Source organism: Winogradskyella sp. PC-19 (genome assembly GCF_002163855.1).
Lineage (GTDB): Bacteria > Bacteroidota > Bacteroidia > Flavobacteriales > Flavobacteriaceae > Winogradskyella.
The window spans coordinates 2,036,743-2,061,974 of record NZ_CP019332.1; the positions used below are offsets into that span (position 1 = coordinate 2,036,743).

Annotated in this window: 25 protein-coding genes; 11 read left to right on the plus strand and 14 right to left on the minus strand. The window is 35.8% G+C overall.

The window, feature by feature from the left end; translation table 11 throughout:
- Positions 1-27: 27 nt before the first annotated feature.
- From BTO05_RS09320 to BTO05_RS09345, 6 genes are all read right to left on the minus strand, one after another.
- Positions 28-357: a HesB/IscA family protein gene (locus tag BTO05_RS09320; protein ID WP_087492407.1), complete on the minus strand. Its 330-nt coding sequence runs from the start codon at positions 355-357 to the stop codon at positions 28-30.
- A 158-nt stretch (positions 358-515) separates the two neighbouring features.
- Complete coding sequence (locus BTO05_RS09325; protein WP_087492408.1) at positions 516-734, minus strand: hypothetical protein; 219 nt, start codon at positions 732-734, stop codon at positions 516-518.
- Between the two features lie 108 nt (positions 735-842).
- Positions 843-1,901, minus strand: coding sequence for a cytochrome-c peroxidase (locus tag BTO05_RS09330; RefSeq protein ID WP_087492409.1), 1,059 nt, complete (start codon positions 1,899-1,901; stop codon positions 843-845).
- 2 nt (positions 1,902-1,903) lie between these two features.
- Positions 1,904-2,674, minus strand: coding sequence for an MbnP family protein (locus BTO05_RS09335; RefSeq protein ID WP_198295221.1), 771 nt, complete (start codon positions 2,672-2,674; stop codon positions 1,904-1,906).
- A 4-nt stretch (positions 2,675-2,678) separates the two neighbouring features.
- Positions 2,679-4,013: a hypothetical protein gene (locus tag BTO05_RS09340; protein WP_087492410.1), complete on the minus strand. Its 1,335-nt coding sequence runs from the start codon at positions 4,011-4,013 to the stop codon at positions 2,679-2,681.
- Between the two features lie 11 nt (positions 4,014-4,024).
- Positions 4,025-5,617, minus strand: coding sequence for a choice-of-anchor B family protein (locus BTO05_RS09345; protein WP_198295222.1), 1,593 nt, complete (start codon positions 5,615-5,617; stop codon positions 4,025-4,027).
- Between the two features lie 110 nt (positions 5,618-5,727).
- Between BTO05_RS09345 and thiL the strand changes: the two genes are divergently transcribed.
- Entirely contained in the window at positions 5,728-6,786 is a 1,059-nt protein-coding gene (gene thiL / locus BTO05_RS09350) for a thiamine-phosphate kinase (protein WP_087492411.1), read from the plus strand.
- On the opposite strand, the gene BTO05_RS09355 is transcribed toward thiL, so the two are convergent.
- Positions 6,787-7,050: a hypothetical protein gene (locus tag BTO05_RS09355; RefSeq protein WP_087492412.1), complete on the minus strand. Its 264-nt coding sequence runs from the start codon at positions 7,048-7,050 to the stop codon at positions 6,787-6,789. It lies immediately after the preceding gene.
- A 61-nt stretch (positions 7,051-7,111) separates the two neighbouring features.
- Complete coding sequence (locus BTO05_RS09360) at positions 7,112-7,888, minus strand: alpha/beta fold hydrolase (RefSeq protein WP_087492413.1); 777 nt, start codon at positions 7,886-7,888, stop codon at positions 7,112-7,114.
- Positions 7,889-7,986: 98 nt separating this feature from the next.
- Between BTO05_RS09360 and BTO05_RS09365 the strand changes: the two genes are divergently transcribed.
- Entirely contained in the window at positions 7,987-9,537 is a 1,551-nt protein-coding gene (locus tag BTO05_RS09365) for a serine hydrolase (protein WP_087492414.1), read from the plus strand.
- A 2-nt stretch (positions 9,538-9,539) separates the two neighbouring features.
- Positions 9,540-10,823, plus strand: coding sequence for a branched-chain amino acid transport system II carrier protein (brnQ, locus tag BTO05_RS09370; RefSeq protein ID WP_087492415.1), 1,284 nt, complete (start codon positions 9,540-9,542; stop codon positions 10,821-10,823).
- On the opposite strand, the gene BTO05_RS09375 is transcribed toward brnQ, so the two are convergent.
- Positions 10,801-11,454 (minus strand): hypothetical protein, encoded by a 654-nt coding sequence (locus tag BTO05_RS09375; protein WP_087492416.1) that lies wholly within the window; start codon positions 11,452-11,454, stop codon positions 10,801-10,803. The genes brnQ and BTO05_RS09375 overlap by 23 nt on opposite strands.
- Before the next feature lie 103 nt (positions 11,455-11,557).
- On the opposite strand from BTO05_RS09375, the gene BTO05_RS09380 reads away from it, so the two are divergent.
- Positions 11,558-12,886: an aspartate kinase gene (locus tag BTO05_RS09380; protein WP_087492417.1), complete on the plus strand. Its 1,329-nt coding sequence runs from the start codon at positions 11,558-11,560 to the stop codon at positions 12,884-12,886.
- 60 nt (positions 12,887-12,946) lie between these two features.
- On the opposite strand, the gene BTO05_RS14225 is transcribed toward BTO05_RS09380, so the two are convergent.
- The 5 genes from BTO05_RS14225 to BTO05_RS09400 all read right to left on the minus strand — a co-directional run bounded on the left by BTO05_RS14225 (position 12,947) and on the right by BTO05_RS09400 (position 16,227).
- Positions 12,947-13,078: a hypothetical protein gene (locus tag BTO05_RS14225; protein WP_262508166.1), complete on the minus strand. Its 132-nt coding sequence runs from the start codon at positions 13,076-13,078 to the stop codon at positions 12,947-12,949.
- A gap of 170 nt (positions 13,079-13,248) precedes the next feature.
- Positions 13,249-14,193 (minus strand): tetratricopeptide repeat protein, encoded by a 945-nt coding sequence (locus BTO05_RS09385; RefSeq protein ID WP_087492418.1) that lies wholly within the window; start codon positions 14,191-14,193, stop codon positions 13,249-13,251.
- 40 nt (positions 14,194-14,233) lie between these two features.
- Positions 14,234-14,533: a DUF2188 domain-containing protein gene (locus tag BTO05_RS09390; protein ID WP_087492419.1), complete on the minus strand. Its 300-nt coding sequence runs from the start codon at positions 14,531-14,533 to the stop codon at positions 14,234-14,236.
- Complete coding sequence (locus BTO05_RS09395; protein WP_087492420.1) at positions 14,533-15,825, minus strand: aminopeptidase P family protein; 1,293 nt, start codon at positions 15,823-15,825, stop codon at positions 14,533-14,535. The genes BTO05_RS09390 and BTO05_RS09395 overlap by 1 nt, the downstream gene beginning before the upstream one ends.
- A gap of 102 nt (positions 15,826-15,927) precedes the next feature.
- Positions 15,928-16,227 carry a hypothetical protein gene (locus BTO05_RS09400; protein WP_087492421.1) on the minus strand — a complete coding sequence of 100 codons (300 nt, stop codon included), beginning with the start codon at positions 16,225-16,227 and terminating at the stop codon, positions 15,928-15,930.
- Between the two features lie 204 nt (positions 16,228-16,431).
- Between BTO05_RS09400 and BTO05_RS09405 the strand changes: the two genes are divergently transcribed.
- The 7 genes from BTO05_RS09405 to BTO05_RS09435 all read left to right on the plus strand — a co-directional run bounded on the left by BTO05_RS09405 (position 16,432) and on the right by BTO05_RS09435 (position 25,178).
- Positions 16,432-19,275 (plus strand): VPS10 domain-containing protein, encoded by a 2,844-nt coding sequence (locus BTO05_RS09405; protein WP_087492422.1) that lies wholly within the window; start codon positions 16,432-16,434, stop codon positions 19,273-19,275.
- Positions 19,276-19,455: 180 nt separating this feature from the next.
- Entirely contained in the window at positions 19,456-20,706 is a 1,251-nt protein-coding gene (locus BTO05_RS09410) for a hypothetical protein (protein WP_157662563.1), read from the plus strand.
- Positions 20,707-20,804: 98 nt separating this feature from the next.
- Entirely contained in the window at positions 20,805-21,479 is a 675-nt protein-coding gene (locus tag BTO05_RS09415) for a succinate dehydrogenase cytochrome b subunit (protein ID WP_087492424.1), read from the plus strand.
- Positions 21,480-21,490: 11 nt separating this feature from the next.
- On the plus strand, positions 21,491-23,488 hold the full coding sequence (locus BTO05_RS09420) for a fumarate reductase/succinate dehydrogenase flavoprotein subunit (RefSeq protein WP_087492425.1): 1,998 nt from the start codon (positions 21,491-21,493) through the stop codon (positions 23,486-23,488).
- A gap of 3 nt (positions 23,489-23,491) precedes the next feature.
- Complete coding sequence (locus BTO05_RS09425; RefSeq protein WP_087492426.1) at positions 23,492-24,046, plus strand: hypothetical protein; 555 nt, start codon at positions 23,492-23,494, stop codon at positions 24,044-24,046.
- Positions 24,039-24,416, plus strand: a complete 378-nt coding sequence (locus BTO05_RS09430; RefSeq protein WP_087492427.1) for a hypothetical protein — start codon at positions 24,039-24,041, stop codon at positions 24,414-24,416. The genes BTO05_RS09425 and BTO05_RS09430 overlap by 8 nt, the downstream gene beginning before the upstream one ends.
- Before the next feature lie 15 nt (positions 24,417-24,431).
- Entirely contained in the window at positions 24,432-25,178 is a 747-nt protein-coding gene (locus BTO05_RS09435; RefSeq protein ID WP_087492428.1) for a succinate dehydrogenase/fumarate reductase iron-sulfur subunit, read from the plus strand.
- Positions 25,179-25,232 lie beyond the last annotated feature (54 nt).

The window sequence follows — 25,232 nt, forward strand, 5'->3', positions numbered from 1 at the left end:
CTTCCTTATTGGAAGTTTTATAAAAGGTTACAATGAAAATGATTCACCACAACCACAAGTTCTGTTGGCATTAGGATTATTAAACACAAAACCGGTTCCGTTAAGTCCTCCGGAATATTCTAGAGTTGTGCCGATGAGGTATAAAAAGCTTTTTTTGTCTACAATGATTTTTACACCATTGTCTTCAAAAACTTTATCACTTTCGTCTTGACTTTTATCAAATTTTAAATCGTAAGATAAGCCAGAACAACCACCACTTTTTACGCCAACTCTTATGTAATCTGTAGAAGCATCAAAGCCGTCTTCTTGCATTAATTGCACGACTTTTTGCTTTGCTGTGTCAGAAACTTTTATCATATCCTTATATAGATTTTCTCTAAATAGAGTGCAAAGATACGATATAGCTGCAGTCTTACAACATTTGCTAACATTATATTAAGATATGATTTGATAGTATTTAGCTATACTAAAATGCAAACAAGCTAAGCGAATGCTTATTAAAAGTATTTTAGAAATTAAGCGATTTTTCTTTTTAATAAAAATAGAGCACGAAGCGTACTTTCGAATGTTTTGTCGGCACCACTTGTATTAAAGTTTCCATGCTTATCTATTATAGTAGAAGAGTTACAATTTTTACATTTTAAATGGTCAGTATCACTTTCACCTTCTTGGGGTTTGTAAAAGTTATGACCAAAAATAATACATGATATATTATCAGTGTTAGTAGGTTTCATATTTTCTATTTGGGGAATTACCAATATAAAAAACTACACAGTAAAATAAGTTGAAACACGTATTTTTTCGATGAAATACATAAATTTTATGGATTATGACCTTGAATTTTAATTCTGAAATGAAGGATTATTTATAAAAGAAGGGTCAGAAAGTGTTAGTAAAAATGCCTTTAAATCTGCTTTGTCTTGTGATGAAAGTTGTACACCGCCTTGATCTATATTTTTCATTAATGGATCGATAGTTGCTGAATTTTGTAAGCCTTCGCTGTAGAAATCAATAACTTCATTTATAGTTGCAAAACGACCATCGTGCATATATGGTGCTGTAAATGCTAAATTTCGAAGTGATGGCGACCTAAATTTTCCATTATCATTTGGGTCACCAGTGACAGCACCCAAACCTAAATCCGTAAATGTAGCATCAAGACCGTTGTTATGAAAGTCATTATCTGTCCATAGTGGATTATTAGGGTTACCATGACAATGAAAACAGTCGCCTTTATCTTCCCTCAGAAAAACATCTAAACCATTTAGCTCTTGAGGTGTTAAAGTTGCTTGATTAAGAGAATATCTGTCAAATTTAGAATTTGCTGAAATCAATGTTCTTTCAAACTGAGCAATAGCCTTTGTAGTTAACTCTTTTGTTATGTCTTCGGTATTAAAAGCACGTCTAAATAATTCTGGGTATTCAGGATGATTTGACAATCTATCAACAACATCACCCCAATCACTATGCATTTCTATAGGATTTTCTACTGGTTCTAAGGCTTGTCTTTCAAGGCTTAATTCTTTACCATCCCAAGAAAAACGTTCGTTGTAATTCCAGGCCAAATTAAAAAGCGGCATTGAGTTTCGGTTTCCTAATGTACCGTTGACTCCAGCACTCACGATTCTTTCGTCAGTAAATGCATTTTGTGGACTGTGGCAACTTGCACAAGCTATAGATTGATCACTAGATAAAATTCTATCAAAAAACAAGCGTTTTCCTAAAGCGACACCTTCAACGGTTTGAGGATTATCTACCGGAATTACTGGAGGAATGATATTGTTGGAAAATATCTCAGGAATTTCTAAATCTAATGCAACAGGTGTGTAACCATCATTATCATTATTTGAACAAGAGCTAAAAATTATACTAATAACTAATATGTAGATGGTTTTTTTCAAATTTATTGTGAGACAGATTCTAGGCTAAAAACATTACGACCATTTTCAGACATTAATATTTGAGCTGCAGAATTTGGCATAAGAAAAGTATTCAACTGATTTAAGTCCCAAGTGTTTGGACCTTTAAACCATTCAGCAATGTTCATTTCAATATTAAAAGTTGTATTATCGCCGATAGCGACTGCACCAAGATTAACTGTAAAAAAAGTATCCTGTGGAAAAGTAGGGTCAGCTCCTGGATTATCTACAGCTCTAATTGCATGATAGTTAAAGCCTAGCTGATTGTTGTTTGCGTCTAAATATTCCCCATCGAATTGCATGTAGTGGTAACCGCCACCTAACATATCAGGCACATTAAATGATGCAGAATTTAAATCTATATAATTTTCGCTATTGTCTTCATTATCAAAACCAAAAGTAAAAGAGACATTTCTGTAATCTCCTGTTGGTATTTGAGAGCCTAAGTCAAAACTTAGATTAGTGTCGTTTGTAAGATTTATTAAGTTATAGACATCTAGTTCTATGACTTCGTTATCTGAATTCGTAAAAGTGACATCAGAAATTAAATACCGAAGCCGTTCGATACTAATCGTTTCTCCATTTTCGTTGGTATACTGAAAGGTATTAAAATCTGAGCTCGTTACAGGAGTGCCATCCCAATTATGGCTAAAGTTAAAAGTTGCATTTACATTTGTTTCTCCTGGAGCGTCATCATCACTACAAGAATAGAAACATAAAGATGCTAAGATTAAAAGGGCAAAAATCTTTTTCATAGTTTTAATTTATTTTCAATATCATGAGGTCTGTAAAGCCTCTATTTTCTATAATATCTAAATCATCGCTTGTAGTGTCTCCGACGGCTACAACAGATAGGTCATTTAATTCAGTAACGCCGTAAGCAAAGTCAATATTGCTTCCACCTGCAGAAGCTTCCCACTGAATATTTGCATTGCTATCAATTTTTACAACCCAAACATCATTTTGTCCTTTGTTCTCTGATACATCACCGTCACTACTTCTGGAACTTCCTGTTAGTAGAAAACCATTATCTTCAGTTGTGCTTATGTCTCTGGCGACATCAAATCCACTACCTCCAAATGTTTTTTGCCAAATAAGATTTCCGTCTGGAGAAATTTTAATTAACCAAAAGTCAGCAGCACCATTATTTCCAGAAACATCTAAGTCGTTACTTCTCGTTTCTCCTACGATTACAATATTACCATCAGTAGCTTTTACCATGGCTCGAGCCTCTTCTGTTTGTGTACCACCAAACGATTTTTCCCAAACTAAAATTCCGTTTGAGTCAATACGAATCACCCAAAAGTCATAGGTTCCTTTATTGCCTGAAATATCAGTATCTATACTATCTGAGCCACCAGCTATTATAAAATCGCCGTTGTCAGTTTCTATAATACCTTCTGCTGTGTCAGTGAAATTACCACCAAAGAATTTGGTCCATTCCATATTACCTGATACATTGAGTTTAATAGCCCAGTAATCGCCACCAGCATGTCTAGTTGTGTTTGTTCTTGTATTTCCTTGTCCATTAGATGATGTGACGTCTAAAACACCTGTCAGCAGATAACCAGAATCTGAGGTTTGTATTACCGAAAGTCCCATATCATCACCTTGAAAACCAAATGACTTTTGCCAAGAGATGTTGCCAAAGGCATCTAATTTCGCAATCCAAAAGTCTTGTGAACCATTGTTTTCAGTGACATCAAAATCGTCACTTGCACTAGTGCCAATTATTGCATAGCCGCCATCTAAAGTTTGAATGATATCGCGACCTCTATCGTCGTCTAATCCACCATAAGTTTTTTGCCACTCAATAGCGTTTTGAGCACTAAATTTTATAACCCAATAGTCAAAACTATCATCTTGTTTATCAGTAATATTACCATCATTACTTTGTGTGAAGCCTAGAATAGCGTAACCGCCATCTGCAGTTGCAACTACAGATTGCGCACTATCATTATTGGTGCCGCCTAGAGTAGAAACAGTAGAAATATTTCCATTATTAGCACTTGGGTTGCTCAAGTCTTCAACACCAGTACAACTTGTAATGAAGCTAATTAGTAGGATATATAAAAAAGACTTTTGGGTTTTCATCTTTTTAGACTTTACATACTCTTTCGGACAATAATAAGACCACGCTCGATATCTCCTATTACTATATTACCACTACTAAAATAAGGGTATACACTCCATACTCCGTTAAATTCTGAATCATCATTTGGCAGGTAAGTATCTATAAAATGAGTTTCAGTCATTGGATTTGTAGGGGAAGCAATATTAGAAATATCTAGTATACGCATACCTGCACGATAATTTGACAAGTAGTATTCGTTACCCAAAACATAGCCATTATGATCTATTGCAGCTGTCGGGCCAAAATAGTTTGCTGATGGAACTGGGTTATCTAAATCAGAAAAATCAAATATCAAAGTTTTAGTATTGAATCCAAACTGGCGTTCATCAATCTCATCACCTAATATAAAATAACGTTGATCTTCGGTAAACCAACCTTGGTGTGCATATGCAGTTTGAGGATAAGTGAATTCGCTTATAGGAATAACATTAGATTTATCTGTAACATCTAAAATCACAACTTTATCAGTATTTCCGTTACTTCCTACATAGATTTCTTTACCTTGATAATCCTGATCAGGGCCATTATAAGTAATAACTTGTGCATCGTGAGAATAGCCACCAGCTGTATAGTCTCCTAAAAAAGTCGGATTAAGTGGGTTTGAAATATCAACAAAGATTGGACCACCACCATTAGTAGATGTGCAACCAACTAAGTAGGCAACAGCTTCACTTTCGTTAATTACAATATTATGACAGCTACCAACGCCGTTGTAAAGTGCGTCAACTGTAAAAGTTTGTGGAGTAGTAACGTTTCTTAATCGTGTAAGGTCAAAAACTTGCATACCATGATTACCTACGTTATCAGCAACGATAAAAGCATAATTATCATATACTTTTACATCTCTCCAAAAATTTGTGCCTGCACTTGAGTTTAATCGACCGAGAAACACAGGGTTTATTGGATCTGTAATATCTACAAAAGCGGTCGTATTTGTTAGACCAACTAAAGCATATTCTTTGTTTGTGGTTGGGTCAGTCCAACCCCAAATATCACTACCTTCTATGTTAGAAGCAGTACTGCCGCCGAGTGTAGCGACATCTATAGTTCCCATAACATCAATACCATCACAAGGAAACGGACCAGCCATTCCGCCTTCACATGGAAACAATGGGCTATCTGAGTCATCACAAACATCACCAATACCATCGTTGTCAGCATCTTCTTGTCCTGGATTAGCTATTAAAGGGCAATTATCGTCAACGTCTAAAACGCCATCATTATCATCATCAGAATCACAGACGTCACCTTCTCCATCACTATCAGTATCTAGTTGGTCTGGATTTGCGTTAATAGGACAGTTGTCGTTATCATTTAAAACACCATCGTCATCTAAATCTTCGTCACAAACATCACCTATACCATCGTTATTTGCATCGGCTTGGTCATTATTAGGTGTATTGGGACAGTTATCTACATCATCATCAATACCATCATTATCTGTATCTACTCCAGAGCCATTTGTAGGTGGTGGCGATGCAGGAGATTCTTCATCATTACAACTCAATGTAAAGAGAGTCATCAAACATAGTAGTAATCCAAGGGTAAGTTTTGTGATTTTCATTTGGGTATTTTTTGCAATTTAATTAATAATTAGTAATTGCTCTAAACACTTAACTGAAATTAGACCAATAAATTATGTGTTAATTGCAAAAAGCATAATATTTTTGCAGCATGATAGAAGATAAGAATCCACAACGTACACCATTGAGCGAACTAGGTGAGTTTAAATTAATTGAACATTTAACACAAAACTTTAAGATAAATCATAAATCTACAGTTTTGGGAATTGGAGATGATGCTGCTATTTTAAGTTCAGAGAAAAAGCAAATTGTGGTTTCAACAGATTTATTAGTTGAAGGTGTTCATTTTGATTTAAGCTATGTACCGTTGAAACATTTAGGGTACAAAGCTGTTATGGTCAACTTATCTGATGTTTGTGCGATGAATGCTTTACCAACCCAGATTACTGTTTCTATTGCGGTATCTAATCGTTTTCCGTTAGAAGCTTTAGAAGAATTATATGCAGGTATTGAAACCGCTTCGCGAATGTATAACGTTGATGTTATTGGTGGTGATACAACATCATCTACATCGGGTTTGATTATTTCTATTACAGCCATCGGCGAAGTTGAGGCAGAAAAAGTTGTAAAACGTTCTGGAGCAAAACCAAATGATTTATTAGTGGTTACAGGAGATTTAGGAGGTGCTTATATGGGTTTACAAGTTTTGGAGCGCGAAAAAGAAGTTTTTAAAGTCAATCCTCAAAGTCAACCAGATTTATCAATGTACACTTATATTGTTGAAAGACAATTAAAACCTGAGGCTCGAAAAGACATCGTTGATTTATTAAAAGAATTGAAAGTGAAACCTACTAGTATGATTGATATTAGTGATGGGTTATCATCAGAAGTCATGCACTTATGCAAACAGAGTAATGTGGGTGTTGATGTTTATGAAAACAAAATTCCTTTAGACCCACAAGTTATTTCTACTTGCGAAGAATTTAATATAGACAGTACAACAATAGCGTTAAATGGAGGAGAAGATTATGAGTTATTAATGACAATTTCTCAAGAAGATTTCCCTAAAATAAAAGGCAACCCTAATCTTACTGTAATTGGTTATATGACTGAAGCGGATAGAGGTATGCACTTGGTAACTCGAGGAGATACGAAGATACCAATCATAGCAAAAGGTTGGAAAAATTTTAATGAAACCGAAACGGAATAATTAGGCTGCAGAAGGATTGAGACGTTGTGCTCTCATGCGAGCTAATTTGTTTGAATAGATACGGGACAAAACCGCATTGATATCTTTAAATTTTGGAGTCAGTTCTGTCAACTTACCATTACTATTTGTAGTTAATTCTTTTTTACAGCAAGAGCATTTATATTCTTTGACATGGTGAGTCACTTCTTTTGTGACTTTGTAGTTATGTCCAAAAATATCACAATACAGTTTTTGTGGCATAGGTTTGTTAGTAGAGGTTTTCATAAGTCATTAGATTTGGGACAACTAACTTAAATAAAAAAACCATTTAAAACGCTAAAGAGTATTATTTTTCGCTAAAACGTTTTAAAAAGTAAGATAACTCTGATTTATTATCAATATGACTCATATGTCCACCTGATAGTAATAGGATTTCTGTATCGGTAGATTTTGTTTTTTTCTCTAATAATTCTTGGTCTACAATCCAGTCTTGTTCGCCAATGACTATTGCTTTTTTTCCTTTTACAGATTTAAAAACAGCTAACCTATTAGGTCTTATGGCCATACCTTTATGTCCAGCAATAAATCCTTGTCGACTTGTTTTTAATGCTATTTTTAGCGCCTTATCAAAATCCGTTTTGAACTCTACTTTACTTTCTGCAGGAAAAAGGTTGGTAAAAGACATTCTAACTAAGTTCTCATAATTAGTTTCAGCCAATCGAGCAGCGCGAGCACGAAGAACTTTTCGTTCGTTATCATCTGCTTCAAAGGTCGAATTCATAAGACATAAATCCTCGACCAATTCGGGATATTTTTCAACCAAAGCCAAAGCCACATAACCACCCATAGAGTGTCCTATGCATGCTATTTTTTCAATTTTTAAAGCTTTTAAGACAGAAAATACAGCATCAGCCATATCTCCCATACCATGTATGTATCCAATAGAATCTGTTTGGCCATGACCCAATAAATCGATACAGATGACCTGGTTATTTTCAGAAAGTTGAGGTATAAAAGCCTCCCACATTTCCGAAGTTTCTAAAAAACCATGAAGTAAAACAATTGCGTTTCCTTTTCCGACCGTATTGTAATAAACCTGACTATTTTTATGAGTAACAAACATGTTTACAAAGATAAATTTCTTGTAGACAGATACACACTAATTCATCAATAAGTATTTACTATATTTGAAATCATTCAATATAAAACACAACATATCTTATGGCAATTAAACGCTGGTTTTTACTAATCCTTTTCGCTATTTCATTAACAGCTACAGCTCAGATTGATGAAGCTAAGCTAGATAAACTTGTTCAAGAAACTCTAACGACTTTTGATGTTCCTGGTATTTCTGTTGGTATCCTTAAAGACAACCAAATTATCTATTCACGAGGTCATGGGGTACGTTCTCTGACAACTAAAAAGGCTATGAATGCAGATACCAAAGTTGGTGTTGCTTCAAATAGTAAAGGGTTTACTTGTTTTGCTTTGGCGATGATGGTTGATGCTGGTAAGCTAAATTGGGATGACAAAGTGCGAAAACACATCCCAGAATTTCAATTAGCAGAACCTTGGGTGACTGAAAATTTTACGGTCAGAGATTTGGTAACACATCGGAGTGGCATGTCACTTGGTGCAGGAGATTTAATGTTTTTTCCTGAAGGTAGTGATTTTACAACAGCCGATGTGATTGATAACGTTAAGCATTTAGAACCAGAATCTTCATTCCGAAGTACATTTAGATACAACAATAATATGTACATCATTGCAGGCGAAGTTTTAAAACGTGTTAGCGGCATGTCTTGGGAAGAGTTTATTGAAACCAAGATTATGAAACCAGTCGGAATGGTCAACAGTAAAGCCTCTTACAATCGTGTTACGGATAAGTCAAATATTATTGATGCACACACTTTGGCAGATGGCGAAGTTGTACAAATTCCTCATGATTGGTCACCTTTAGCAAATCCTGCTGGAGGAATAGTAAGTAATGTAAAAGACATGCTAACATGGGCACAATTTTTAATGAATGATGCTGTTACAAAAGACGGTACACGATTATTAGATAAAGATTTGTTTCACGAGTTGTGGCAACTACAAACACCATTACGTGTTAGAGCAAATGATGCATACAATAGTAACTTTAGAGGTTACGGATTGGGTTGGTTCTTGACGGATGTAAAAGGTGGACACAAGCAGGTGTATCATACAGGTGGATTATTAGGTACAGTAACACAATTTACTATGATACCTGATTTGGATTTGGCAATAGTAGTATTAACCAATCAAATGGTGGGCTCTGCATTTAATTCCATTACAAATACCATTAAAGATAGTTACTTGGGTTATAATGATAGAAATTGGTTATCGCGTTATGGTAAAAACAGAAAGGATTATTTAAACCGAATTGAAGCACAAAAGAAAGATATTTTTGCACAAGTTGAAGCTGCTAAAAAAGACAATAGTTTACCAAAACCAAATCAAATTGTTGGCACTTATAACGATGCTTGGTTTGGGAATTTTATTATCTCTCATGATGGCAATACATATACAATTAAGAGTGAACGTTCGTCGCAGCTTGTAGGTGAGTTATTACCATATAATCAAACCACATATATAGCCAAGTGGAATAACCGCAGTTTTGATGCCGATGTGTTTGTCAATTTTGTGTTTGATGAAGACGGAAAAACGACTGGTGCAACCATGAAATACATTACTTCTATCACAGACTTTAGTTTCGATTTTGGAGATTTAGAACTTAAACGCGTCGACTAAAAATGAACAGAACTAAAGAAATTTGGATGAGTGGCTTTGCGCTATTCTCAATGTTTTTTGGAGCAGGCAACCTTATTCTGCCACCACTTTTAGGATTCAAAGCTCTAGATCAATGGTTTATTGTAGCTGCTGGTTTTGCGATTACCGCAGTAATTATTCCAATTACGGCGATTTATGCACATGCACGATTGCAAGGCACACTTTATGACTTTGGCAAAAAAGTATCACCAGATTTTAGTGTCGTCTATTGTGTCTTGATTTATATCATCGCCATTGCATTACCTGCACCTCGAACCGCATCGGTAACTCATGAGATGGCTATCCAACCTTTTTTTGAAACCCCCACATTATTAACCAGCACGATTTACTTTGCTTTGGTATTGGTCTTTGTACTTAATCGCTCAAAAGTATTGAGTATTCTGGGTAAGTTCTTAACACCATTAATTGTCATTATACTGTTGCTTATTATTGGTATTGGCATGACATCAGATGTACCAAGTATAGCTTCAGGAATTTCAGAAGCACCTTTAGTTAATGGTATTTTAGAAGGCTATCAAACCTTTGATGCTATTGGCGGTGTTGTGGTTGGTGCTGTTTTAATTATATCATTAAACCTTCGTGGTCATAACACGTTTCAAGATAAAAAAGAACTCATTATCAAATCTGGCCTTATTGCTGGTGGTGGATTATTTATCATTTATGCAGGACTTATTTTTGTTGGTGCTTTATATGGCAGCAGCTTTAGCGCAGATATTGACCGTACAGCATTACTATCTGGTTTAAGCTTACAAACTTTAGGTAGTATTGGTACTACTTTTTTAAGTGTTTTGGTGGCCTTAGCTTGTTTTACAACAGCAGTCGGAATTATTACAGGTACAGCAGATTATTTTAAAGGCTTATTTAAAGAATCGCAATTGGCATACATTATAACTGCCGTTTTAGGAAGCGTTATTGGTGTTATTGTTGGTAGCTATAATGTTGGCTTTATTATAGACATTGCCTTACCAGCTTTGATGTTTATTTATCCGATTACTATTGTATTAATTATCCTAAATGTATGTCCAGAACGATGGACTTCTGGTTTGGTTTTTAAAGCAGTAGTCATCACAACATTTGTATTTAGTATACCAGATTTTTTAAAGTTTTTTATGAATGCCGAAAAACTACAACCTATCATCGAAGCTGTACCAATGGCAGAGCATAGTTTGGGATGGGTTTTACCAGCTTTAGTGGTATTTGTATTGGTAAATGTATTACAGAAGTCTAGACCGCATTCAGATTCTTAATCGCAGAAAATGCTTGATCTACCAAATGACTTTCCACCAAAACGGTAAATTCATTGGTGGTCGAAATCACTTCGTGAAGCGAAATACCTTCCCAAGCAAAACGTTTAAAAATTTGATAATACAAACCCGAAATCCGCTGATTGTTTTTTGGTAATCGGATGCTAATTGCCGACAATTCATCTTGCGAATCAATCATCTTTTCATTTTTAAAACCTTCTAAAATGATACGTTTTTCAGAAGCCGAAACCACAATATTACTCTCGTATATACCACGCGAAAACCCATAGAAAGATTTGGTATCTAAAGTTTCCATAACAGTAGAATGGCTTTTAATCAAGGTGTCCGAATTTTGAAACGTATAATCAATCAAATTACTACGTACGGTAATATCACCCAATTGTTTTAGCACCGCTTTTAGCTGGTGCGATTGACGCAAATGTACTGGTGGCGAATAACGACGCAATGCCATCATTATGGCACCTGTTTTCACAGGTTTTCCCAACATGTTGCTTACAGGCGTTTGTAATTCTTCTGATAAGGCAGAAAAATTTATGATTTCTCTAAATAAAGCTTCCTCTAAAAAGGGTTGCTTTACCAGTATGTCTTCGACACAAGATGCTATAGTTCTCATCTGTTATATAATTAACAATATGTGCAAATATAAACTATTTCTTCAAAATATTCGTCATCAAGAAACCTGTCCACTTATTTTTGCACTCTAAAATCTAAATAACATGTTAGTATATAAATTTGGTGGTACATCTGTAGGTTCGGTGGTTAATATCAATCACGTTAAAGACATCATCGATAACAATGATAGAAAGATAGTGGTCTTGTCAGCAATGTCTGGTACCACAAATGCTTTGGTCGACATCTCAGAGTTTATAAAATCAAATCACACTGAAGCCGCTATCGCGCGCATCAATACGCTTAACGAAAATTACAATACTGCGGTTTACGATTTGTTGCATGACAAAACGCTAAGACAAGAGGTAAGTGATTACGTAAATCGTATTTTTAAAAATTTAGTCGAAGCGACTCAAAAAGAGTACTCAACCCAATTATACAATTCTATTTTAGCAAATGGTGAGCTACTATCCACTTATATGTTTAGCCGGTTTTTGCAACAAGAAGGTTTTAATGTGGCCTTATTACCAGCATTAGATTTTATGCGTATTGACCGCAATAACGAACCTGATAATTTTTACATCAAACAAAACATAACACGACTTATCAATAGCCAACCAGTGGCAGACATCTATATTACGCAAGGTTTTATTTCTCTTGATGCCGATGGTTACATTACCAACTTGCAACGTGGTGGTAGCGATTATACGGCAACTATCATTGGCGCTGCAATCGAAGCCGATGAGGTACAGATTTGGACCGATATCGATGGCTTTCATAACAATGACCCACGATTTGTAAACGATACCAAAGCCTTATCGCATTTGTCTTATGACGAAGCTGCGGAGCTGGCGTATTTTGGTGCTAAGATTTTACATCCGCAAACGGTAATGCCTGTACGCAGTTTAGATATCCCATTACGATTAAAGAATACGATGGCACCAGATGCACATGGCACATTAATTACCAACCAAATTCATGGCGATGGTATTAAAGCCATTGCTGCCAAAGATGGTATTACAGCGATAAAAATAAAGTCGGTGCGCATGTTATTAGCACACGGTTTTTTAAAGAAAGTTTTTGAGATTTTCGAAACCTACGAAACCGCTATTGACATGATTACAACCTCAGAAATTGCAGTATCCTTAACGATTGATGATACCACAAATTTAGATGCGATTGTCACCAAGCTGCAAAAATTTGCCCAAGTAGAAGTCGAAGATTATATGAGTATTGCTTGTTTGGTTGGTAACAATATTATTTACCATCCAGATACGCCAGAACTCTTCCAAGTATTGCAAGATGTTAATGTACGTATGATTGCTTATGGCGGAAGCAATAATAACATATCCTTGCTCGTTAATACCAGCGATAAGCTAGAAACCTTACAAAAGCTACAGCGTTACGTGTTTAATGGTTATTCCGTATTAGCTTAGTTTTTAGTTGAAGAAAGCGCCGAAAGGCGCTTTTTTATTTTATAGTATCTGCCATACGCTTCATTGTATCTCAACTATGATTTTATGTAATGTTTTAATGGTGTTAGCACTATTGGTAATGCTCATTAAATGTTTAAGTCCATCAAGGAGTACAATTGCTTCGGACTTATCAACTTCAAATTCAATTTTCATAATTCGTTGGTTTTGGTTGGTTAATAAAATTAATAGCAAGCACCATAGCAAAACATACCCAATATTGGGTATTTACTATCGTGCGTAAACAACGAATTAATCGGTAAGCAATTGGTAATTAAATAGCTATGTTAAAACTATATAAAAATTCTTACAGCGCCAAATTAATTTTAAAGCGTTTGCATGCGTAAGAGTTCTGCCTCTGCGGCAATGTAACCAAAGCCAGACCAATTGCCATTAGCAACTAAGTATTGGTACATGGCTACAGCTGTTTCTAACTGGTCATTGTACTGGTGCCAATGTGCAATACCGTAATGGACAGCTTCTTTTGCACCACCAGAATTGTTGGCGTCCAAATCGTTATCATTAAGCTCGCCTTTATAGTATAACAACAGCATGTGGTAGGCTTCATTTTCTATAATGGTCATGGCATCGGCATCAACGGACATAATAAGTGTTTTTGCATCTTGGGGTTGGTCTAGACGCTGTAAAATCATATACAGCCAATGCAGAGACGCCACACGCATATCGTCATTGGTAGACGCATCCAAACATTTTTGAAAATTGGATTGTGCTTTTGACCAATTGGCTTTGAGATAATACGCCAAACCCAAGTGGTAATAAATGTTGGTATGTAAACTAGATACGGGTTGGTTAAGACGGTTAGGTATCCCATCTGGTTCTATAACATCTTCTGTGTCTTGTATAATTTTTGCTGCGGTTTCGAGATGTGAAATGGCTTTATCAAACGCTCTAACTGTAATGTAGCGATGACCAATATGTCTATAAAAACGAGCATCGTCAGGGAATTTTGAGATACCTTCTTCAAAAATGGCAATAGCCTTTTTGTAATCGCCCAAATATGCGGTGCGTCGCCCAAGCCAAACTATAAAATCGGCGTTTATAGGATTGCTATTGTAGGTATCTAATGCTTTAAGGTATTTGCTGACTTTGGCAGAATCTTTAGCTTGCAACTGCGAGCTTAGCAAAGGTGTTTTTAACAAGGATTGCCCTTGCAAAGTGTCAATTTTTACGGTATCGGTTGGTATGGATTTCCACCGTTCTTGGCAACTAAAAAAGCTTGCCGCTATTATAATAAGAATGAGCTGTTTCATGACCAAAAGTTAGTAAAAACCTAGAAACAGCTATTATTTTTTAGTCACTATAATCAATCCGTTCGCGAATGCCACCACTTTCGCGATGGATAATCACCGCTGCTTTTTTGCGTTTGGCAATGGTTTTGGCTTTTCGGATTGCAGTAGATTGCTTACGATGTTTAGAGCTAATACGTTTATTACCTTCGCGACGGACAGCCCAACCATCTTCGTAAGGCACAACATGTTGGTGCCATGTCCTTGTTTTGGTTGCTGAGCCTGTCGAAGTGCCAAAAGCCTCAAGAATGACTCTAAAAATTTCGAGTAAGGCTTCGGTCCAAGATTTGTTTTTGTTAGCCATTAGCTGTTCATAATCTCTTCAATCTCTTCTGCTTCGATTGGGATATTTTGCATCAAATTAAAAGGTGCTCCTGTTTCTTGTACAACTACATCGTCTTCTAGTCGGATGCCAAAACCTTCGTCTGGGATATAAATACCAGGTTCTACCGTAAAGACTTGGTTGGCTTGCATTGGTTCGTGTAACAATCCATAATCGTGGGTATCTAAACCAATATGGTGGCTTGTGCCATGCATAAAGTATTTTTTGTAGGCTGGCCAATCTGGGTTTTCGTTTTGCACATCGGCTTTGTCTAGTAATCCTAAACCTAATAACTCTGACGTCATCAGTTTACCAACTTCGACATGGTATTCCGCCCAAAGTGTGCCTGGAACTAATAATTTTGTAGCGTCATTTTTAACACGATTTACAGCATTATAGACGGCTTTTTGGCGGTCAGTAAATTTTCCTGAAACAGGAATTGTACGCGTTAAATCACTAGAATAATTGGCATACTCTGCGCCAACATCCATAAGGATTAAATCACCAGCGTTGCATTGCTGATTGTTTTCGATATAATGCAGTACGTTGGCATTGTTACCTGAAGCAATAATCGGTGTGTATGCAAAACCTTTAGAACGGTTATTTAAAAACTCGTGCATAAACTCGGCTTCGATATTGTATTCCCAAACACCAGGCTTTACAAAGTCCAAAACGCGACGCACGCCTTTTTCTGTAATATTACAGGCGTGTTGCATGAGGTCTAATTCTATCTGGTCTTTTACAGAACGTAAACGTTGCAAAATAGGATTGCTTTTGGCAACTGCATGTGCAGGATATTTGTCTTTGAGCCATTTTGTAAAACGGTCTTCGCGCGTTTCTGTAACCACACTAGCACGGTAATGTTCGTTGGTGTTGATATATACAGTCTCGCATTGTGTCATAAGCTCAAACATGACTTTTTCCATATCCTGAAGCCAATATACCGTCTTGATACCAGAAGTTTCAAAAGCTTTTGCTTTGGTTAGTTTTTCACCTTCCCAAACTGCAATATGTGCGTTGGTTTCTTTTAAAAATAGAATTTCACGATTTTTTGGATTTGGACAATCTGGGAAAATAACCAGAATACTTTCTTCCTGGTCAACACCACTTAAATAAAAGATATCGCGATGCTGTGCAAATGGTAATGTGCTATCTGCACTTACCGGATAAATATCGTTTGAGTTAAATACTGCTAAACTGTTTGGCTGCATTGCTGAAGCAAAGTTTTTACGGTTTTTTATAAAGAGGTTGCGGTCAATTAAATCGTATTTCATAATCGAAAATAAGTTGTGAGTTTCAAAAATAAACAATCAATTTATAAAGCATAAAAAAAGAGCCTAAAAATAGACTCTTTTCATTTTTATGTTGCTACCTATTTATTTAGCCATGGCTTTTTTGACAACTCCAACAATAGCCATTAAGATTCCACCACCGACACCACCGCCAGCAACGCTACCTAAAATGCTAGTGACGTCCATGCCTGTTGAAGCTTCAGCAGCTGCAGCGCCGCCAAGCCCAAGCATTCCCAGGACTTTTCCGCCAAGTCCACCACCAAGAATACCTGCGACAGAATTCCACAATGTGCCTAAGTCTAAATTTTTAGCAAGTTTTCCGACAACATTTCCACCGACAGCTCCACTGACTAGTTGAATAATTAAAGGTAAATACTCTTCCATTTTTATAATATTTTATTAGTTAATTAACATAAATGTAATTAAAATGATTAAATAAATGTTAAAAAATTATATTATTAATAGTTTAGAATGTGTAAATCGGTGATTAAATAATAGCATACGTCGCGTAACTTTTGTTAAACTTTAGTTTATATCTGGGCGAATTATGTGTTTATTTTTAACTTGAATTCCTAAAACCAACTAACCATGAATTATTCCAAATTATTAGGCTTTATCTTAAGTCTAAGTTCAGTGTTTGCAATAGCACAACAACCAGCGACTTCTGCAGAAACAGTTAAGAATGCTTTAATACAAAAACGACAATTAACTGAAAGCTCACTAGTAAAAAATGTGCCTTTCAAAAATATTGGACCAACGATAATGAGTGGTCGTGTGGTCGATGTTGATGTTAATCCTGATATGCCTTCAGAATTTTATGTCGGTTATGCATCTGGTGGTGTTTGGTACACAACGAATAACGGAACAACATTCGAGCCTATTTTAGACAGTTCTGATACACAAAATGTCGGAGATATTGCTGTGCATTGGCCAACCAGAACTATTTATGTTGGTACCGGAGAGAATAATGCGTCGCGTTCGTCTTACGCTGGTATTGGAATTTTAAAGTCTACAGATAACGGAAAAAACTGGACGAATGTTGGCCTGATGGATGCCCATCATTTTGCACCTATATTAATTCACCCAGAGAATCCTGACGTGGTTACTGTTGGTGTTACTGGACACTTATATTCTGCAAACAATGAACGTGGAATTTACAAAACTACCGATGGTGGTAAAACATGGAAACAAACTCTTTTTGTTGATGACATGAGTGGTATCATTGATTTACAACACAGCCCAAAAAACTATGATGTTATGTTTGCAACATCTTGGACAAAAGACCGTAAAGCATGGAACTTTACAGGAAATGGAAATAATTCTGCCATATATAAAAGTACTGATGCTGGTGATACTTGGACGAGAGTATCGACCAAATCTAGTGGTTTTCCGACAGGTGAAGGTGTTGGTCGTATTGGTGTAGCTGTATTTGATGATAATACTATTTATGCTGTTCATGATAGCCAGTTTAGAAGACCAGACGAGAAGAAAAAATCTGACCGACGCGGATTGACTAAAGATGATTTTAAATCAATGTCTAATGGAGATTTTTTAGCCCTTGAGGATAAAAAACTAAATGCTTTTTTAAAGACAAACGGTTTTCAAGAAAAATACCGTGCCGAAAATGTAAAACAAATGGTACGTAGCGGAAATGTTAAGCCTATTGATTTGGCAAAATATTTAGAAGATGCCAATTCGATGTTGTTTGATACACCAGTAGTTGGTGCCGAAGTTTATAAAAGTACAGATGGCGGAAAAACTTGGAAAAAAACGCATGACGATTATTTGGATGGTATCTATTTTAGTTACGGTTATTATTTTGGACATATCCACGTATCTCCAGTAAATGCAGATGCTATTTATATTTATGGTGTGCCAATCGTAAAATCTAAAGATGGTGGAAAAACGTTTACCTCTATTAGTGCCGAAAACGTACATGCCGATCACCACGCGCTTTGGATAAATCCAAAAAACCCAAACCACTTGGTCAATGGAAATGATGGTGGTGTTAATATTACTTATGATGATGGCGAGAATTGGATTAAAAACAATTCGCCTTCAGTAGGTCAGTTTTACGCGATTAATGTCGATAACGAAAAGCCATACAATGTTTACGGCGGACTGCAAGACAACGGTGTTTGGAAAGGCGCTAATAATGCTCGCGAAAATAAAGCATGGCACCAGCAAGGCCAATACCCATGGAAGTCTATTATGGGTGGTGATGGTATGCAGATTCAGATAGATAATCGCAATTCGGATATCGTTTACACAGGGTTTCAGTTTGGAAATTATTATCGATTAAATTTAGAAACAGGCGATCGTAGATACATTCAGCCAAAGCATACTTTAGGTGAAAACCCATATCGTTTTAATTGGCAAACGCCAATTTTATTGTCACCGCACAATCAAGATATCCTGTATTTAGGCGGAAATAAATTAATGCGCTCTATGAATCAAGGTAATGATTGGGAAGCTATTAGTGACGACTTAACCAATGGTGGTAAAAAAGGAAACGTGGCTTATGGTACATTGGCTTCAATCAGTGAAAGTCCATTTCAGTTTGGATTAATCTATACCGGAAGTGATGATGGTTTAGTACACGTGACTAAAAACGCTGGTGGTAGTTGGACAAATATTTCAAGTTCATTACCAAAGGATTTATGGGTGAGTCGCGTTGTAGCATCAGAGCACAAAAAAGAACGCGTATATGTCACACTAAATGGGTATCGTTGGGATGATTTTAGTGTTTATGTATATATGAGTGATAACTATGGGCAGACGTGGGAAAATATTAGTGGTAACATTCCAGCGTCGCCAGTAAATGTTATTCGTGAGGATTCAGAGAACGAAAATATTTTATATATAGGAACAGATAATGGTGCCTATGTGTCATTCAATCAAGGTGAAACTTGGGACGTGTTTTCAAACGGTGTTCCTAATGTTGCAGTGCATGATATTGTTCTTCAATCAGACGCAAAAGATGTGTTATTAGGAACGCACGGAAGAAGCATTTATAAAGCCAGTATTGCGCCTTTACAAAAGATGAATGCCGATATGAATTCAAAAGCTATTACGCTGTTTGATATGAATCCTATGCGCTATTCTAGCCGATGGGGAAGTTCTTGGAGTCAATGGTTAGATGCTTACGAACCAGAAACGACGATTCAGTTTTTTAGTAATGCTTCAGGAGAAAAAGCCATCAAAATCTTATCGGAAAAAGGTGCAGAGTTAAACAGTATGAAAGTTATTGTCGACAAAGGTTTTAATTACGTAGACTATAATTTAGAATTAACAAATAAAGGTAGAAAAGCCTTAATGAAAGAAAATACAAGCTTAGATATTAACCAAGCGAGTAACGGAAAATATTATTTACCAAAAGGAGAGTATACTGTTGAAATAGATGGTGCAATAACAAAACTAGAAATTAAATAATTGACATTTCTTTTGCATTTTTTTCACATTATTTGAGGTATTAAGTTGTAGTTTGGACCTGTAAACGAGCTGTTAATACTAAAACGTCTTTTTCGCGTTAAGTATAAAAAGAGCTTTTAGTTCACTAAACTAATCATCAATCATCAATCATCAATCATCAATCATCAATCATCAATCGTTATGTTAAACCGCTTTTTACTACTGGCATTTTTATGCCTTTCTATTACTGTATTTTCACAAGAAGAACAAACTGAACAAGTCAAGATTTTTTTGGATTGTGACCGTTGTGATGACGAGTTTCAACGGCAAAATTTAGGAAACGTTCAATTTGTGAGAGATCAAGATTTAAGTGACGTTCATATTTTTGTAGTGACTCAAAGAAACGGTGCTGGTGGTCAAAGTTATGAAATGGATTTTATTGGTAAGAATGAGTTAGAAGCCATTAATTATAAACTAACTTTTTCTACAGATGCAAATATGACAAATGACGAGGTCAGAAAGCGTGTTTTAGAATATTTAAAGCTTGGTCTAGTGCGTTTTTGGATTGCAAAAGGAACTACTTCGGAAGTTGCAGTAAATGTGCCAACTCCAGAAAATGAAGAAGAAGAGGTAGAGGAAGAAGATCCTTGGAATTATTGGTTATTTCGTGTCGGAGCCAATGGCTTTTTTAATGGTCAGGAGTTAAATAGTAGAAGTAACTTTAATGTGAATGCTTCTGCAAGACGTGTCACAGAGAAAAATAAATTTTCACTCTTTTTGCGTTATGGAGAAAATAGATCAACTTTTACTTTTGTGAATGACCAAGACGAAGAGGAAGACTTTAAAGTTTTTAATAATAATAAACGTCTAAATATTAATGATGTTTTAAGTATTAATGATCATTGGTCTTACGGTTTTTTCGGAAGTTTAGGGACTTCAACTTTTAGTAATTTTGATTTATTTGCAACTTTTAGACCTGCTTTAGAATATAGCTTTTTTGATTATGTAGATTCTGCTAAAAAGCAATTAACGATTTCTTACCGAAATGGGATTCGTTATAATGAATATATCGAGCGTACCGTTTTTAATGAAACGGAAGAATTTCTTTGGGAACATGGGCTACAGCTTGGAGGTCGTATTAATCAAGAATGGGGAACTGTTAATGCAGAAGTGTCTTTTAATCAGTTTTTAAATGACCCAACTTTAAACGCAACAAACTTCTTTCTAAGTACCAATGTCCGCTTATTTAAGGGCTTTAATTTTAATGTAAGCGGTAGTTATTCTATTACAAGAAATCAAGTTAATATTCCAGGTGGCGACTTAACGGTCGAAGAATTATTACTACAGCAACAACAATTACAATCTGGATTTAATTATTTTGTTAGCGTTGGATTTAACTATTCGTTTGGGTCTATTTACAATACAATTGTAAATCCACGTTTTGACTTTTAAGTAAAACGATTCTAAATAAGCAATTAGGTATTGGCACAGTTGTCAATACGCCAATTGCACCGTATCTTTGTTAGACTAACAAAAAGATTTATTCGACAATGAGCGGAATTTTAAATTCTTCGATTGGAAGAAAGTTTGCCATGGCGCTTTCGGCACTCTTCCTAATGGTTTTTTTACTTCAACATTTTGCTATCAACATCTTATCTGTATTTAGTGCAGATGCTTTTAATACAGCATCACACTTTATGGGTACGTTTTGGGCAGTACAGTTTATTTTACAACCTATATTAATTTTTGGTGTTATTTTTCACTTTGTGATGGGTTTTGTTTTAGAAATCAAAAACAACAAAGCACGTAAAGTAAGTTATGCCAAAAATAAGGGTAGTGCAAACTCGACTTGGATGAGTCGTAATATGTTGCTGACTGGTGCCGTTGTATTAGCATTTATGGTGCTTCACTTTATTGATTTTTGGATTCCAGAAATTAATACCAAATATATCGTTGGCGATATGAGTGGTATGCACAATGGTGAGTTTAGATATTTCCATGAGTTGGTCGAAAAGTTTCACAGTCCACTTCGTGTTGGTGCTTACATAGTTTCATTTGTATTGCTTAGTCTACATTTATTACACGGATTTAACTCAGCATTTCAATCTATTGGAGCAAATAACAAGTACACTAAAGGACTCAAAGGTTTTGCAAAAGTATATTCTATTGGTATTCCTTTAGGATTTATTTTCATTGCATTATTTCATCATTTAACAGGACACTAAAAACATATAATATGGCTTTAGATTCAAAAATACCTCAAGGTCCACTTGCAGATAAGTGGACTAATCATAAAAATAAAATCAACTTAGTAAACCCAGCAAACAAGCGTCTAATTGATGTCATTGTTGTGGGTACTGGTTTAGCTGGGGGTTCTGCCGCAGCAACTTTAGCAGAGTTAGGCTATAATGTAAAAGCATTTTGCTTTCAAGATTCTCCAAGACGTGCGCACTCTATTGCAGCACAAGGTGGAATTAATGCGGCTAAGAATTACCAAGGTGATGGCGACTCGACATACAGATTATTTTATGATACTGTAAAGGGTGGTGATTACCGTTCGCGTGAAGCAAACGTTCACCGTTTAGCTGAAGTGTCTACAAATATCATTGACCAATGTGTTGCTCAAGGTGTGCCTTTTGCAAGAGATTATGGTGGATTATTAGATAACCGTTCATTTGGTGGTGTGTTAGTATCACGTACGTTCTATGCCAAAGGACAAACAGGACAGCAATTATTATTAGGTGCTTATTCTGCTATGAATCGTCAGATTGGTCGTGGTAAAATAAAAATGTACTCACGTCACGAAATGTTAGACGTTGTGATTGTCGATGGAAAAGCAAGAGGTATTATTGCTCGTAACCTAGTTACTGGTGAGATTGAAAGACATTCTGGTCATGCTGTAGTTGTTGGTACTGGAGGTTATGGAAATGCATTCTACCTTTCAACTTATGCTATGGGTTCTAATGTAACAGCTGCATGGAAAGTACACAAACGTGGTGCTTATTTTGCAAACCCATGTTACACACAAATCCACCCAACATGTATTCCTGTTTCTGGAGATCATCAATCTAAATTAACATTGATGTCAGAGTCTTTAAGAAATGATGGACGTATTTGGGTGCCAAAACATAAAAAAGATGTCGAAGCTATTCGAAACGGGAGTTTAAAGCCTACTGACTTAGCTGAAGAAGATAGAGATTACTACTTAGAGCGACGTTATCCAGCATTCGGTAACTTAGTGCCTCGTGATGTAGCATCAAGAGCTGCAAAAGAGCGTTGTGATGAAGGTTACGGTGTTAACCAGACAGGCGAAGCAGTTTACTTAGATTTCGCGTCCGCTTTTATGCGTTACGGAAAAGAACAAGCTCACGTTAAAGGATTAGATGAAAATGACGATGCTTTAGTAAAAAAATTAGGTCAAGAGATTGTAAAGAATAAGTATGGAAATTTATTCCAGATGTATGAAAAAATCGTTGATCAAAATCCATACGAAACACCAATGATGATTTATCCAGCGGTTCACTATACAATGGGTGGAATTTGGGTAGATTATAACTTAATGACTACAGTTCCTGGATTGTATGCAATTGGTGAGGCAAATTTCTCTGATCATGGTGCTAACAGACTTGGAGCATCTGCATTGATGCAAGGTTTAGCTGATGGTTATTTTGTATTACCATATACAATTGGTGACTATTTAGCGGATGATATTAGAACAGGACCAATCCCAACAGACACAAAAGAGTTTGAAGAGGCTGAGAAGAATGTTAATGAAACTATTGACAAACTCATTAATAACAATGGTTCAAAATCTGTAGACCATTTCCATAAGCGTTTAGGAAAAATTATGTGGAATAAATGCGGAATGGCCAGAAATGAAAAGGACCTTAAAGAAGCAATTGATGAAATTGCTGAGTTAAGAGCAGAATTCTGGAAAGAGGTAAGAGTTCCTGGTGAAGCTAACGAGTATAACGAAGAGTTAGCAAAAGCAGGTCGTGTTGCAGATTTCCTAGAGTTAGGAGAATTATTTGCAAAAGACGCATTGGTAAGAGAAGAATCTGCTGGAGGACATTTTAGAGAAGAATATCAAACTGCCGAAGGTGAAGCGACGCGACGTAAAGAGTTTCAGTTTGTTTCTGCTTGGGAATATAAAGGAGAACCAAAAGATGCAGTATTACATAAAGAGGATTTAGTGTACGAAAACATCGAAGTAAAAGAAAGAAGTTACAAGTAATCAATGAGGCTTATAATTTCCATAATACTAATATTTAGTACCCTAAATAGCTTTTCTCAGGTTTTAGATAAACCATCAGAAGGCAAAGTTTTAGTCTATATCACTCGAAGTAATGATTTAGGCGGAGCTATGAATTTTAGAGTATATGATAAAGACTTGTTTTTAGGAGCATTACCTTCAAGAGCTTATTTCAAATACGAGTGTGAGCCAGGAGAACATCTTTTTTGGGCAGCTTCTGAAAATAGAGATTTTGTTGAAGCAAATCTAGAAGCAAACAAAACCTACGTTATAGATTTAAGAGCTAAGTTAGGGATGTTTATCGCTGCTGTTGGTGTTGAACCATATTCACCAGATAATAAAAGACACGTAAAGAGAGTTAATAAAGTCTTAAAAAAGCATATCAGTGCTAACATAGTCGATAGTAGGAAAACTGAAGAGAAAGTAGAGAATATAGCTAAGGCTATGGAAGCTTATGAAAGAGTGAAGAGCCGTCAAGCAAACAAAATCAAAAAGCTTTTGCCAAATATGAATTTTAAAAACACCGATAGTGATGAATAATAATATTCTAAAATTGAAACTAAAAAGAATTGATCCAGTTAAGTATGCTTTAATAGCATCTATACTTACGGTACTAATAATGCTAATTGTTTTTGTACCAATGATGTTATTGTTTTCTGCAATAGGTCTTGGTGCAGCTTCTTCTGAATACGGAAGTGGTGCAGGTGTTTTTGGAGCATTGTTAGGTAGTGGTGTTTTTATAATACTTGTGCCTATATTTTATGGAGTTCTTGTATTTATAATTACGCTAATATCAAGTTCATTATTAAATTTTATTTTAAAGAAAACAGGTGGTTTAGATATTGATTTTGAAAAAGCAGGTTTAGACATTTCACAACCTGAATCTTTTCTAAAACAAATTGAACAATAAAAAAAAGAGAGTGCTATGAATTTAACGTTAAAAATATGGCGTCAAAAAGGCGCAAATGACAAAGGAAAAATTGTAGACTATCCAATGAGCGATGTGTCTCCTGACATGTCTTTCTTAGAAATGTTGGATGTCTTAAATCAAGACCTTATTGAAAAAGGAGAAGAGCCAGTAGCTTTTGATCATGACTGTCGCGAAGGTATTTGTGGTTCTTGCTCGATGTATGTCAATGGACAAGCACATGGACCAGATTCGATGGTAACAGTTTGTCAATTACACATGCGTAGTTTTAGTGATGGTGATACAATTTTTATAGAGCCATGGAGAGCAACTGCATTTCCTGTAATCAAAGATTTGATTGTAGACAGAAGTGCATTTGATCGTATACAACATGCTGGAGGATTTATTTCAGTAAATACTTCGGGTAATACTCAGGATGCAAATGCTATTCCTATTGAGAAAGAAAATGCAGATAAAGCTTTTGATGCAGCAACATGTATTGGTTGTGGTGCTTGTGTAGCAAGTTGTAAAAACTCATCGGCGATGCTATTTGTATCGGCAAAAGTGTCTCAGTTTGCATTATTACCACAAGGCCAAGTTGAAGCAACAGACCGTGTTTTAAATATGGTTAAGCAAATGGATGAAGAAGGTTTTGGTAACTGTACAAATACAGGAGCTTGTGAGGTAGAATGTCCTAAAGGCATTTCGCTAGAAAATATTGCACGTATGAATCGTGAATACCTTTCAGCAAGTTTTAAAGGTTAATGTCATTCAGAGCGAAAGCGAAGAATCTCAAATAATATTAATTATCCTAAGATA